Origin of the sequence: Streptomyces hyaluromycini, assembly GCF_002217755.1 — a bacterium.
Lineage (GTDB): Bacteria > Actinomycetota > Actinomycetes > Streptomycetales > Streptomycetaceae > Streptomyces > Streptomyces hyaluromycini.
Genome location: NZ_BCFL01000019.1, coordinates 659,586 through 673,095, shown reverse-complemented (window position 1 = coordinate 673,095; position 13,510 = coordinate 659,586). Strand labels below are relative to the sequence as shown.

The 13,510-nt window shown below is 71.1% G+C and carries 8 protein-coding genes; 1 reads left to right on the top strand and 7 read right to left on the bottom strand.

All coding sequences use genetic code 11. The annotated features are described in order from the left end of the window. Positions 1–151: 151 nt before the first annotated feature. The 7 genes from SSP29_RS20895 to SSP29_RS20865 all read right to left on the bottom strand — a co-directional run bounded on the left by SSP29_RS20895 (position 152) and on the right by SSP29_RS20865 (position 9,820). The gene (locus SSP29_RS20895; RefSeq protein ID WP_089102197.1) at positions 152–2,905 is read right to left on the bottom strand and encodes a bifunctional YncE/alkaline phosphatase family protein; all 2,754 of its coding nucleotides are present in this window, start codon (positions 2,903–2,905) and stop codon (positions 152–154) included. 14 nt (positions 2,906–2,919) lie between these two features. After that, positions 2,920–4,287: an ABC-2 transporter permease family protein gene (locus tag SSP29_RS20890; RefSeq protein ID WP_089102196.1), complete on the bottom strand. Its 1,368-nt coding sequence runs from the start codon at positions 4,285–4,287 to the stop codon at positions 2,920–2,922. Continuing rightward, complete coding sequence (locus SSP29_RS20885) at positions 4,284–5,240, bottom strand: ABC transporter ATP-binding protein (RefSeq protein WP_089102438.1); 957 nt, start codon at positions 5,238–5,240, stop codon at positions 4,284–4,286. The genes SSP29_RS20890 and SSP29_RS20885 overlap by 4 nt, the downstream gene beginning before the upstream one ends. A gap of 131 nt (positions 5,241–5,371) precedes the next feature. Continuing rightward, a complete protein-coding gene (locus SSP29_RS20880; protein ID WP_089102195.1) occupies positions 5,372–6,217 on the bottom strand; it encodes an EamA family transporter in 846 nt (281 codons plus the stop codon). Further along, complete coding sequence (locus SSP29_RS20875; RefSeq protein ID WP_089102194.1) at positions 6,214–6,735, bottom strand: YbaK/EbsC family protein; 522 nt, start codon at positions 6,733–6,735, stop codon at positions 6,214–6,216. The genes SSP29_RS20880 and SSP29_RS20875 overlap by 4 nt, the downstream gene beginning before the upstream one ends. Before the next feature lie 141 nt (positions 6,736–6,876). Continuing rightward, positions 6,877–9,090, bottom strand: a complete 2,214-nt coding sequence (locus tag SSP29_RS20870; protein WP_089102193.1) for an MMPL family transporter — start codon at positions 9,088–9,090, stop codon at positions 6,877–6,879. 124 nt (positions 9,091–9,214) lie between these two features. Further along, entirely contained in the window at positions 9,215–9,820 is a 606-nt protein-coding gene (locus SSP29_RS20865) for a TetR/AcrR family transcriptional regulator (protein ID WP_089102192.1), read from the bottom strand. A 167-nt stretch (positions 9,821–9,987) separates the two neighbouring features. Between SSP29_RS20865 and SSP29_RS20860 the strand changes: the two genes are divergently transcribed. After that, complete coding sequence (locus SSP29_RS20860) at positions 9,988–13,389, top strand: S41 family peptidase (RefSeq protein WP_089102191.1); 3,402 nt, start codon at positions 9,988–9,990, stop codon at positions 13,387–13,389. Positions 13,390–13,510 lie beyond the last annotated feature (121 nt).

The following is a 13,510-nucleotide window of genomic DNA, read 5'->3' as shown; positions in this document are numbered from 1 at the left end:
ACGTCTCCCTGTCCTCGTACGGTCCGCAGCAAGCTTGGCGTACCGCGGGCCGACGGGCGCGCGGTACGCGGCAGCGCGGCGGAAAGCGCAGGGACCCCGGTCGGGTGGCCGGGGTCCCCTGACGTCGAGCGGGCTGTCGAGCGGGCTGGGGTCAGCCGTCGTTCTCCGCGGACGGGAGATAGGCGCCCGGCACGTCGTTCGGCGCGTAGATCTTCTTGTCACCGGGGTAGGCCTTGGTCCAGTTGTGGGTCTGGTACCAGGTGTAACGGTTCATCTGGGTGGGGTTCGCGTAGTCCGGCACGGCGTTCTTGCCGGTCAGCCGCTGGTGCGAGGCCCACGACTTCCACTGCGCCGCGACCTTGGCCTCGGCCGCCGGGACGGAGACCGACGTCGGCGCGGCCGCCGCCTGGGCGTCCTGGGCCGCCGGGGTGTCCGAGCCGCAGGTCGGCTGCGGGTTCACGCCGAGGGTCAGCGAGGTCCGGTTCGGGACCGCCGTGAACGGCGTGTCGTCCGCCTTGCCCGTGAACGCCCCGTACATCGGGGTGGCCGCGCTGTCGAGCTGGTTCATCGGGTGCACCCCGAGGATCTGCTCGATGGTGCGGACCATGGTGATCTGTGAGTAGTAGTGGTCGTCGACCGTGCCGTGCTGGGCGTACGGGCTGATGACCTGGACCGGGGCGCGGTGGCCGTCGACGTGGTCGAGGCCGGCCTGGGAGTCGTCCTCGACGACGAAGATCGCCGAGTCCTTCCAGTACTTGCTGTGGGTGATCTCGTCGACCATCCGGCCGACCGCCAGGTCGTTGTCGGCGACCTCGGCGGCCGCGTTGGCGGGTCCGCCGGTGTGGTCGTTGGAGAACCAGAACATGTTCAGGTTCGCCGGGCCGTTCTTCTCGAAGTCCTGCTTCCAGATCTGCTCTTTGTAGATGTCCGGGACGTCGAGGTCGAACAGCGGGAAGCCCTGCACCGACACGTCGTTGAGCGAGGGGATCGCCGAGCCCGTCTTGATCGGGTAGGCGGTCTGGGCCCCGGTGGCGGCCATGTTCTTGCTGTCGCAGTACAGGTTCTGCCAGTTCGCACCGGCCGGCTTGCTCTCGTACGACTGGAACTCGCCGAAGTCCTTGACGGTCTGGCCGGCCGCCTGCGCGCCGGTCCACAGGAAGCCGGTCTTCTGGTGGCCGAGGACGTCGTTCTCGGTGTCGTAGCTGCGCGTGTACTCGCCGGCCGACGACTCGGTGTACTCCGGGTTGTCCGACTGCATCAGCCAGTTGTGGCCCTCGGCTGAGTTGGTGCCGATGTCGTAGAAGTTGTCGTACAGGCCGAACTGCTGGGCCAGCGCGTGCTGGTTCGGCGTGACGTTCTCGCCGAACTGGGTGAGCGCGGAGTTCCCGTTGCCCTGCGGGAGGTCGCCGAAGACCTGGTCGTAGGTGCGGTTCTCCTTGACGAGCAGGAAGACGTGCTTGATCGTCGACGGGTCGCCGATCCGCTTCGGGACCGGGACGGCCTTCTTGTGGCTGTTGCTCTTGGCGGTCTTGACCGAGTTGGACGTCCAGCCGTTCTGCTTGAACACCTTGTTGGTCTCGGACCTGACGACCTGGTCGCTCGGCAGCGTGAACTGGGTGAGGCTCGACGTGGTGTCGTGCGTGTTGTGGCCGGCGGCGTCGGGGCGCAGCGCGTCGATGCCGCGGGTGTTGGCGACGACGACCTTCGTGCCGATGGCGGTGATCCCCGACGGGAAGTAGTCGGTGGGGAGCAGGCCGACGTAGCGGGCGGGCTGCTGCGCCGAGGTGTAGCGGTAGACGGCGACGGCGTTGGCGCGGCCGAGTGTCACCAGGAGCCGGTCGTCGTCGGTGAGCGTCACAGCGTTCGGCTCGTAGCCGACGGACGCCTCCGGCCACGGCTGGGTGGAGATCGTCTGGACGACCTTGTCCTTGCGGCTGTCGATGACCGACACGCTGTTGTCGGCGGTGTTGGTGACGAACACCGCGCCCTTGCTCGCGTACACGGCGGTCGGGTGCAGGCCGACGTCGACGGTGCCGACGGCCGCGGCCGGGTCCGCGGTGTCGATGACGCTGACCGTGCCGGTGGTGCTGGCGCCGGTCTTCGGGTTGGCGACCACGTCGGTGCCGTAGGAGTTGATGGTGGTGTCGCCGGCCTTGGCCGGGCGCCCGCCCTCGTTGCTGACGTAGAGCTTGCCGCCGACCAGCGCGAGACCGCGCGGGGCGTTGCCGACCGCCCAGGTCTGCTTGATCGTGCCGGTCGCCGCGTCGATGGCGACCACCTTGTTCTGGCCGTTGACCGCGGAGTACACGGTGGAGCCGTCGGCCGAGAACACGGCCACGCCCACCAGTGCCTGCTTGGAGCCGTCGGCCGCGATCGGTACGGCCGTGGGGCTCGCGAGGGTGCCGTCGGCGTTGACGGTGAACTTGGTGTAGCCGTTGGCCTGGCCCAGCCACAGCTGCTTGCCGTCGGGCGAGTAGGTCGGACCCTCCTGGCCGACCGCGCCGCTGCTGATGCGCAGGTTGTCGGCCGCGTTGGTGCCGATCTTCTGCGTGACCTGACCGGTCGCCAGGTCCACGACGACCAGGGACGCGTCGCCGTCGGCGATCGAGGCCGCGAGGTGGGTGCCGTCCGGGCTGACCACCGACGACATGATCTTGCCGTCATTGATGACGCTGCGGGTGCCGTACGGGTTGATGTATTGATCGGCGGAGACGACCTGGCCGTTGGCGGTGGTCTGGCCGACCTGCTGGGTGCCGAACTGGTAGGTCGAGGCGACCGCGGTGCCCGTGACGCCCAGGGCGACGGCGATACCCGACGTCACCAGCAGGGCCCGGCGGCCGACGCGTCTGCCGAAGAGGTTGAACTGCTTCTTCTCGCTGATCCGACGCTGGCGTGTTACCTGCACGGAACTGTTTCCCTTCAGTGGGTGTCGAGCAGGTCGACGTTGCCGTCGAACTGCCACAGCGGATTCGGGGCGTCGCCGGTCGGGGTCCGCACCAGGAAGTAGCCGTTGACTTCCTTGGGACCGTCGCCGTCGGCCACGAACCGCCCGTCCGAGGTGATGTCGAGCTGGTAGATCGCCGTCCCCGTGACCGCCGTGACGCCGGGGAGGTGCCAGCTCACTACGCAACGCCAGTCGTTGCCCGCGCCCTCCTGGGCGGCCTGGCCGTCGCTCTTGGTGCACGCCGCCGTGGCCTTCAACTGCGCCTCGGTGACGGCGGGCCGGTGCAGTTGCCCGGTCTGCAGGCGGTAGAGGTGGCCGAAGACCGTGGCGAGGGACTTCTGCACCTTGTCCTGCTCGATCCCGGAGCCCGTCGACGGGGTGGCCACGGCGACCGCCCCGACGGTGACGGCGGTCAGCGCGGCCAGCGGCAGCACGCCGAGGGTGAGCGCGCGGCGCCCGGAGCCGTCGTAGGCCGGATTGGTGAAGTCCCGCCGTACGAACAGCAGATAGGCCAGGGCGGTGGCCAGCACCGCCCACGTCAGGCTCACCGCGACGGCGATGAGGAGCGGGGCGAGCTGGGCGGGGCTGGTGAACAGGCCGTTCCAGGAGATGAAGGCGTAGCCGGGCAGGGCGAGGCGCACGGCGACGGGCAGCGGCAGCATCTGGGCGACCGACATCGCGAGCGCGACGATCGGGGGCAGCAGCAGGCCCATCGGGGAGCGGCCGAGGGCGACCGAGCCGAGCAGTCCGATCGCGGCCAGGGAGAGGGTCGGGGCGAGGGCCGCGAGCCAGGCGAGCAGGACCCGGCCGGCCGCGTCGCCGGACGACAGCAGATGGCCGTCGAGGCCGACCAGCGGCTGGTCGCCGACCGACGCCAGCCCGCCGGCCGTGCTGGAGGCGGCCAGTCCGGCCACCAGCAGCAGGATGACGGTGAGGCTGGCCAGTGACTTCGCCACGAAGATCCGCGCGGGCGAGCGGACCGCCACCAGCAGGTGGCGCCAGGTGCCGAGCCGGTCCTCGGCGGCGAACACGTCGCCGGCGACCACCGATGTCAGCAGCGGCAGCGCCCAGGTGCCCGCGAAACCGAGCATCACCAGCGGCCCGGCCCAGCCGGTCGCGTGCATCCAGCGGCCGAAGAGCGTGTCGGCGGGGAGCGTGCTCTGCTGGCTGACCCCGGCGACGAACAGCCCCGGCGCGATCCAGCAGGCGAGCACCAGCAGCCGGATCCGCCACTGCGAGACCAGCTTCACCAGTTCGAAGCGGTAACCGCGCGACACCGGGACCCGACGGGCGGCGGGTTCGGTGCCGACGGGGGCGGTGGCGGGGGTCGTGGCGGTGGTCATCGGCCGGCCTCCTGGTGCTCGGTGAGGGCGAGGAACGCGGCTTCGAGCGGGGACACGACGGGGGCGAGTTCGCGCACCGCGACACCCGACCGCACGACCTCCGCGACGAGTTCGTCGAGGGCGGGCACCAGGGCGCGTACGACGAGCACGTCGGGGTCCTGCCGCAGGCCGAGGCCGGTGTGGTCGGAGATCCGGATGCCGGCCGTGTCGGCGGCCAGCCGGCGCGCGGCCTCGGGGTCGGAGGTGCGCAGCCGGTAGTCGAGTTCGCGGTTCTCGGCGGCCAGTTTGTTCAGCGGGCCGGAGAAGACGACGCGTCCGGTGGCGAGGATGGTGACCTCGGAGCACAGCGCCTCCAGGTCGTCCATCCGGTGGCTGGAGAGCACCACGGCGGTGCCGTCGGCGGCGAGCCGGGTGAGGACGCCGTGCACATGTCTCTTGCCGGCCGGGTCGAGGCCGTTGGCGGGCTCGTCGAGCACGAGCAGCCGGGGCCGGGTGAGCAGGGCGGCGGCGAGCCCGAGCCGCTGGCGCATGCCGAGGGAGAAGCCGCGGGTCTTGTCGTCGGCGACATCGGTGAGCCCGACCTCGGCGAGCACGTCGTCGATCCCCGCGGTCCCCGCGGGCCCGGTGCCGAGACCGCGGAGCGCGGCCAGCGCGGCGAGGTTCTGCCGGGCCGTCAGCGAGGGGTAGAGACCGGGCGCGTCCACGAAGCCGGCGACGCCGTCGGGGGCGGCTAGCGCCCGCTCGACCGGGGTGCCCAGGATCTCCAGCCGGCCGCCGTCGGCGACGGCCAGCCCCAGCAGCAGCCCGAGCAGGGTCGTCTTGCCGGCGCCGTTCGGCCCGACCAGGCCATGGATCTGACCTTGCGTCACGTCGAGGTCCACGGCGTCCAGTGCCACGACGTCACCGAAGCACTTGGTGATCCCGCGGGCCCGGACTGCGTGAAGTGTGTCCATGAGTCCCATGCGTCCCTTCTTCCGCAACCCGCAGGGACTTTATGGAGAACACACAACCCGGGCACAGGTGGTCGGCTGAACGTTCGAGGAACGGTTCGTCAAGGCAACGGCAAGTCCGGTGAACTGACGCACTACCCGGCGTGCAGCATCAGCCCGATCCCGACGACCACCAGACCGGCCGCCGCGATCCTGGGCGCCCCGAACCGCTCCTTGAAGAAGACCGCGCCGATGGCCGCCCCGACGATGATCGACGACTCGCGCAGCGCGGCGACCGGTGCCAGTTCGGCGCGGGTCTGTGCCCAAAGGACCAGTCCGTAGGCGAAGACGGACAGCAGGGCGCCGAACAGCCCCAGGGCCGCGAACGGGCGGGCCGCGGTGAGCAGTTCGCCGCGTCTGCGGTACAGGGCGTACGCCGGGATCACGAGCCCTTGCAGGGCCATCAGCCAGGCGATGTAGCCCACGGAGGATCCCGAGGCCCGGACCCCGAGGCCGTCCAGGACGGTGTACGCGGCGATCGTCAGGCCGGTGGCGAGGGCGGCCCCGATCGCCGTCCAGTCGGGGCGGCGGCCGCGCAGGCCCCACAGGGCGACCCCGGTGAGCCCGGCGCAGGACACGGCGATGCCCGCGGCCGCCGGGGCGTCGGGCACCTCGTGCGCGAACACGGCGGCGAACAGCGTCACCAGCAGCGGGGCGGTGCCGCGCGCGATCGGGTACGCCTGCCCGAAGTCCCCGAGCCGGAAGGAGAGCATCAGCAGCGCGAAGTAGGCGACATGGACGACCGCGGAGGCGATCAGGTACGGCCATGCGCCGGCCGCCGGTACGGCGGTGAACGGCATCAGCAGCAGCCCGATCAGCACGCCTCCGCCGGCGATCAGCGAGGAGCCGACGAGTTTGTCGGTGATCCGGTGGGCGATGGCGTTCCAGCCGGCGTGGGTGACCGCGGCGAGCAGGACGGCCGCGGTGACCAGTGGGGTCACGCGGTGGGCTCGCGCACGTCCACGACGGTGGCGCCGGCGTGCTCCACCAGGGCGGCGGGCGCGATCGGGAAGACGGCGTGGGGGTTGCCGGCCGCGGCCCACACCAGGTCGTGCCGCAGCAGTGCCCGGTCGGCGAGCACGCGCGTGTGCGTCCGGTGTCCGAAGGGCGGCACGCCGCCGATGGCGTACCCGGTCGTCTCGCGTACGACGTCCGCCTTGGCCCGGGTCACCTTCCCGGCGCCGAGTTCCTTGCGGACCAGTTCCACGTCGACCCGGGAGGCGCCGTCCATCAGCACCAGCACCGGCACCCCGTCGGCCGCGAAGATCAGTGACTTGCAGATCTCGCTCAGCTCGCAGCCGACCGCCGCGGCGGCCTCGGCCGCGGTACGGGTCGCGTCCGGGAACCGCCGGATCCGCGAGGTCAGTTCCCCGAGGCCCAGCTCCTCCAGGGCGGCGGCGAAACGAGGATGGGCACCGGAGCCCTGGGCATCGGCGTCAGTGGCGGCTGTCGTCGTCATGGGGGCACGCTAGCCAAGCCGGGGAAGTGACGGCGAGTGGTTAACGCGGGGCGCGGCGCCGGGGCGGTCACGGCACGAGGAAGCCGGTGAGGGCGCCCCGTCCCCACGGACCCTCACCGGCGGTCTGTCGTGCGCCCTGTGTCAGGCGCGTACCAGCTCCCGGTCCTCGTCATCCTTGCCGGCGTTCTCGTCGGACAGGGCGCGCAGGCCCTCGCCCTCGACGTCGACGTTGGGCAGCGCGCGGTCCAGCCACTTCGGCAGCCACCAGGCACGCTTGCCGAGCAGCGCGAGCACCGCCGGGACGATCGCCATCCGGACGACGAACGCGTCGAAGAAGACGGCGATGGCGAGGCCGAAGCCGATCATCTTGATCATGGACTCGCTGGACGTGATGAAGCCGCTGAAGACGGACATCATGATGATCGCGGCGGCGGCCACGACCCGCGAGCTGTGCCGGAAGCCGGTCACCACGGCCTGGCCGGGCGTCTCGCCGTGGACGTACGCCTCCCGCATCCGGGTCACGAGGAACACCTCGTAGTCCATGGCGAGACCGAAGACCACGCCCACCATGAAGATCGGCATCATCGACATGATCGGGCCGGTCTGCTCGACGCCGAGCAGGCCGCCGAGCCAGCCCCACTGGAAGACCGCGACGACGGCGCCGAGCGCGGCGAGCACGCTGAGCAGGAAGCCGAGGGCCGCCTTCAGCGGGACCAGGACGGAGCGGAAGACCGCGATCAGGAGGAGGAAGGCGAGGCCGACCACCAGCGCCAGGTACGGGACCAGCGCGTCGTTGAGCTTCTGCGAGAAGTCGATGTTCATCGCGGTGGTGCCGGTGACCAGGACCTGCGCGCCGGTGTCGGCCTTGACGCCGGCGCCCTGGTCGCGGATGGCGTGCACCAGGTCCTCGGTCTGCACCGAGGACGGCTTGGAGTCCGGGATCACCGTGATCGTCGCGGTGTCGCCGGCCTTGTTGAACGCCGCCGGGGTCACCGTCACGACGTCCTTCAGACCCTTGATCTCGTCGGCCACCTTGGTGGCCGCGGCCTTGGGGGCGTCGCTGTCCTTGGCGTCGACCACGATCATCAGGGGCCCGTTGAAGCCGGGGCCGAAGCCCTCCGACAGCAGGTCGTACGCCCGGCGCTGGGTGGTGGACGTGGGCTGCGAGCCGTCGTCGGGCAGGCCCAGTTCCAGCTGGGAGGCCGGGAGGGCGATCGTGCCCAGTCCGACCACGCCGAGCAGCAGCACGGCTGCCGGGCGGCGGACCACGAAGCTCGCCCAACGGGCGCCGAGGCCGGGCTTGTCCTGCCGGGCGGCAGCGGCGTGCGGCCGGCGCTTCTCGCCCACGGCCCTGACCCGCCGGCCCGCGTATCCGAGCATCGCCGGGATCATGGTCAGCGCGATGAGGACGGAGACCACGACCGTGCCCGCCGCCGCGAGGCCCATCTTCGTCAGCATCGGCACGCCGACGACCGAGAGGCCCGCCAGCGCGATCACGACCGTGAGGCCCGCGAAGACCACCGCCGAGCCGGCCGTGCCGGCGGCGCGGCCGACCGCTTCCTCGCGGTCGCGGCCCTCGGCCAGTTCGCCGCGGTAGCGGGAGACGATGAACAGCGCGTAGTCGATGCCGACCGCGAGACCGATCATCAGCGCCAGTGTGGAGGTGGTGTCACCGAGGTCGAGCGTCTTGGCGAGGGCGGTGATGGTGGAGACGCCGATGCCGACGCCGATGATCGCCGTCAGCAGCGGCAGTCCGGCCGCGACCAGCGAGCCCAGGGTGATGACGAGCACGACGGCGGCGATGGCGAGACCGATGGCCTCACCGGCGCCTCCCGCCTCGGCTCCGGCCTGGAGCGCGTCACCGCCGACCTCGACGGTCAGCCCGGCCTTCTGGGCGTCGTGCCCGGCCGCCTCCAGCGCGTTGCGGGAGGAGTCCTTGAGCTCCGTGCCGGAGACGTCGTAGCGCACCGAGGCGTAGGCGACCGTGCCGTCCTTGCTGACGGCGTGCTGCTTGTAGGGGTCGGTGACGGAGGTGACCTCCGAGCCGTCGGCCAGTTCCTTCACGGTCTTCTTGACGGCGGCCTTGTTGAGCTTGTCCGTCATCTTCTCGCCGGCCGGCGCCTTGAAGACCACGCGTGCGGTGGCGCCGTCGGAGCTGGAGCCGGGGAAGCGCTGGTCCAGCAGGTCGAAGGCCTTCTGGGCCTCGGTTCCGGGGATGGAGAAGGAGGTGCTGCCGGCGGTGGGGGCACTGGCCGCGGCGACGCCCGCCAGCGTCAGCAGCGCCACCCATATGAGGGCGACGAAGTGCCGACGCCGAAAGGCGAGCCGGCCGAGTTTGTAGAGGAACGTGGCCACGAAGGCGTACTCCCGGTCAGGTCGTGGGGTTTTCAGGGCAGGGGTGATCGGCCTGGTGGGGAGCAGGCGTGATCGGCCCGACGACGTGAACGGAGACGTCAGGTGGGCTGGCTGTGGGGAGTCGTCAGCAGGTGACGGGTGCGCCGAGGGCGGGGAGCACCACGGCGTCGATGTACGACAGCACGAAGGTCTGGGTGGGCGGCTGCTCGTCGATCAGGCTGCGAGCGGCGAACCCGCCGATCATCATGTGCATCAGGAATTCGATCGCCGGGTTGTCCGCCCGGATCTCACCCCGGTCGACCGCCCGTTGCAGCACCTGGCGGAACTGGGCCATCTCGGGCTCGATCAGATGCTCCTTGAACGCCTTCAGGAGGTCCGGGTTGCCGTGGACCGCCATGGCGAGCGCGCGCATCAGCCCGGCGTTCTGCTCCATCTCGCAGTCGTCCGAGCGCATCGTGAGGGCGTGCAGGTCGCCGCGGAGCGACCCGGTGTCGATCTCGTCGAACGCGGCACCCGGCTTCTGGTACCGCACCGCCCTGGCCACCAGCTCGGCCTTGCCGCCCCACTGGCGGTAGAGGGTGGCCTTGCTGGACTTGGTGCGGGCGGCGACGGCGTCCATGGTGAGGGCGTCGTAGCCGACCTCACGGAGCAGGTCGAGCACGGCCTCGTACAGCTCGGCCTCGCGCTCGGGCGTGATCCGACTGCGACGCGCCGTTGCGACCTCAGTCATGCCACTCACCCTTCACCGCTCCATGGACACCTTCGTGCGTACATCTCGAAGATACCCTGCGATCTACAGAAACGAAACCGTTTCGTACGTGTGCTGTCTCACGTGGCCGGGAAATCCGTGAGTTCCCACGAGTTGCTGGCCTCCCTCCCCCGGAAAAGCATGGGGAGGTGAGCTATCTGCGCCTGCCGCACCTCCACGGTGATCTGCTGTGCTTCGTGGCCGAGGACGACCTCTGGCTGACCTCGCTCGACACCCCGGGCCGCGCCTGGCGGCTCACCGTCGACCGCACCAAGGTCGGCCACCCCCGTTTCTCGCCGGACGGCCGCCGGATCGCGTACACGAGCTGGCGCAGCCTGGTGCCCGAGATCCACCTGGTCGACGTCGACGGCGGGCCCGGCCGGCAGCTGACGTACTGGGGCAGCGCCGACACCCAGGTGTGCGGCTGGACTCCGCCCGACGCGGAAGGCAGAACCGACATCCTGGCGGTCGCCTCGCACGGGCAGCCCTTCTCCTACTTCACCTGGGCCTACAAGGTCTCCCCCGACGGCGACCCGGGCCGCAAGCTGCCCTGGGGCCCGGTCGCCGACATCCAGGTCGCCGACATCGCGGACGAGCGCAGGACCCTGCTGCTCACCGGCACCCCACCGCACGAACCGGCCGGCTGGAAGCGCTACCGGGGCGGCGCCATGGGCCGGCTGTGGCTGCACGGGCAGCGGCTGCTCGAAGGCATCGGCGGACATCTGTGCTCCCCGATGTTCGTCGGCGGCCGGATCGCCTTCCTCTCCGACCACGAGGGCGTCGGCAACCTCTACTCCTGCGCCCACGACGGCTCCGACCTGCGCCGGCACACCGACCACGACGCCTTCTACGCCCGGCACGCCGCCAGCGACGGAACCAGGGTCGTCTACCAGTGCGCGGGCGACCTGTGGCTGGTCGACGACCTCGGCCCGGACGCGACACCGCGCAGGCTCGACGTACACCTCTCCGGGCCCCGGGCGGGGCGCCGCCCCTACCAGGTGCCCGCTGCCCAGCACGTCGACGGCGTCTCCGTCGACGAGACGGGCCGGGCCAGCGCCGTCGTCGTACGCGGCAGCCTGTACTGGCTCACCCACCGCGACGGCCCGGCCCGCACCATCGCCGACACGCCGGGGGTACGGGTGCGGCTCCCGGAGATGCTCGGCTCGACCGGGCAGATCGCGTACGTCACGGACGCGGGGGGCGAGGACGCCGTCGAGATCGCCCACCTGCCCCGGGCGACCGGCGCCCGCCCACCGCGCCGGCTGGCCTCCGGCCGACTGGGCCGGGTGCTCGAACTGGTCTCGGACCCACTGGGCGAACGGCTGGCCGTGGCGGCCCACGACGGCCGGCTGCTGCTCATCGACGTGGCCGAGGAGGTCGAGGTCGTCGAGAGTTCCGCCGATTCCGTTGATTCTGTTGATTCTGTTGATTCTGTTGACAGCATTGACGGTGTTGACGGCATTGACCAGGTTGATGCCGCCGAGCCTGCCGACATTGACTCCGTTGACGGTGCGGACTCCGACGACGTGGTCACCGAGTTGATCCAGTCGATCAATGGACCGGTCCGTGATCTGGCCTTCTCGCCCGACGGATCATGGTTGACCTGGTCGCATCCGGGCATCGGCAGGTCGCTGCGGCAGATCAAGATGGCCCGCATCAGCGACCGGCACGTCATCGACGTCACCAACGGCCGCTTCGAGGACGAGAACCCGGTCTTCACCCGCGACGGCCGCTACCTCGCGTTCCTCTCCTGGCGCGGCTTCGACCCGGTGTACGACGTCCACACCGGCGACCTGTCGTTCCCGCTCGGCTGCCGCCCCTACCTGGTCCCGCTCTCCTCGGCGACCCCCTCCCCCTTCGCCCTCAACCCGGACGGACGCCCGGCCGCGGGCGGCCTGGACCCCGTCGAGGACGAGGAGCCCGGCGACGGCAGCGCGGTGACGGTCGAGGTGGAGGGCCTGGAGAGCCGGGTGACCCCGTTCCCGGTCACCGCCTCCAAGTACTCGACGCTGTACCCGGTCGCGGGCGGCGGACTGGTCTGGCTGCGCTGGCCGATCTCGGGCGCGCTGGGCGAGACCTTCGTCAACCCGGCCGACACCAGCGGCCGGCCGACCCTTGAGTACTTCAGCATCAGCAAGGCGAAGAAGTCCGAACTCGTCGACCACCTCGACTGGTTCACGGTCAGCGGCGACGGCAGCCGGCTGGTCGTGGTCGACGAGGGCGAGCTGCGGGCCGTTCCGTCGACCGAGTCCGGCGACGGCGACACGACCGTCTGGATCGACCTGCGCCGCATCCTGCACGAGGTCGACCCGCCCGCCGAGTGGCGCCAGGCGTACGCCGAGGCCGGCCGCCTCATCCGCGACTACTTCTGGGACCCCGGGATGTGCGGCATCGACTGGGACGGCGTGCTCGACCAGTACCGTCCGCTGGTCGAACGGGTCGCCTCCCCCGACGAGTTCGCCGACCTGCTGCGCGAGGTCCTCGGCGAACTCGGCACCTCGCACGCCTACGTCACCCCGGCCCGCCGCAACGAGGGCCCGCCGCACTACCAGCGCCTCCAGGGCCTGCTCGGCGCCAACCTCGTACGCCGGGACGGCGGCTGGACGGTCAAGCGGATCCTGCCCGGCGACTCCTCCGACTCCAAGGCGCGGTCCCCGCTCGCGGGCACCGGCATCCGGGAGGGCGCGGTCCTCACCCACGTGGACGGCAGGCCGGTGGACCCGGTGACCGGACCGTTCCCGCTGCTCGCGGGGGCGGGGGCCACGACGGTGGAGCTGACGTTCACCCCGGGCGAGGGCGAGTCGGGGCCGCCGCGCCGGGTCGCCGTCCTCCCGCTGATCGACGAACGGCCGCTGCGCTACCAGGACTGGGTGGCCAAACGCCGTGAGGTGGTACGGGAGATGAGCGGCGGCAAGTGCGGCTACCTGCACATCCCGGACATGGGCGGCTCGGGCTGGGCCCAGTTCAACCGCGATCTGCGGATGGAGGTCTCCCGGCCGGCGCTCATCGTCGACGTGCGCGGCAACGCGGGTGGCCACATCAGCGAACTCGTCGTGGAGAAGCTCACCCGGACCATCCTCGGCTGGGACCTGACGAGGAACGCCCAGCCGGTGTCGTACGCCTCCAACGCCCCGCGCGGCCCGGTCGTCGCGCTCGCCGACGAGGCCACCTCCTCCGACGGCGACATGATCACGGCCGCGATCAAGCTGCTGAGGCTCGGCCCGGTCGTCGGCCAGCGCACCTGGGGCGGAGTGGTCGGCATGACCGGCCGTCACCGCCTGGGCGACGGCACGGTGATCACGGTGCCGATGAACGCGGCCTGGTTCGAGGACTACGGCTGGTCCGTGGAGAACCACGGCGTCGCCCCCGACCTGGAGGTCCTGCGCACCCCCCTGGACTGGGCGGAGGGCCGCCACGTCGAGATGGACGACGCGATCCAACTCGCCCTGGACCTCCTGACCGACCACCCGGCAGCGGTCCCCCCGGACCACAGCGAGGTCCCGAACCACTCCCGCCCAAAGCTGCCGCCAAGGCCGATGAGCGCCCCGTAAGGGGCGCGGGGAACTGCGCGACAAGCCCCCACCGACCCGCACCCGCCCCCCACCGCCACCACCCCAAAACAAAACGCAGGGCACCCTCCGAAACGAAGGGCGCCCCACGCTTATCGGCCAA

What these genes read in the sequence shown, in the direction of transcription:
- SSP29_RS20890 (WP_089102196.1), bottom strand. Translation starts at nt 4,287, where the DNA reads ATGACCACCGCCACGACCCCCGCCACCGCCCCCGTCGGCACCGAACCC.
- SSP29_RS20885 (WP_089102438.1), bottom strand. Translation starts at nt 5,240, where the DNA reads ATGGACACACTTCACGCAGTCCGGGCCCGCGGGATCACCAAGTGCTTC.
- SSP29_RS20875 (WP_089102194.1), bottom strand. Translation starts at nt 6,735, where the DNA reads ATGACGACGACAGCCGCCACTGACGCCGATGCCCAGGGCTCCGGTGCC.
- SSP29_RS20865 (WP_089102192.1), bottom strand. Translation starts at nt 9,820, where the DNA reads ATGACTGAGGTCGCAACGGCGCGTCGCAGTCGGATCACGCCCGAGCGC.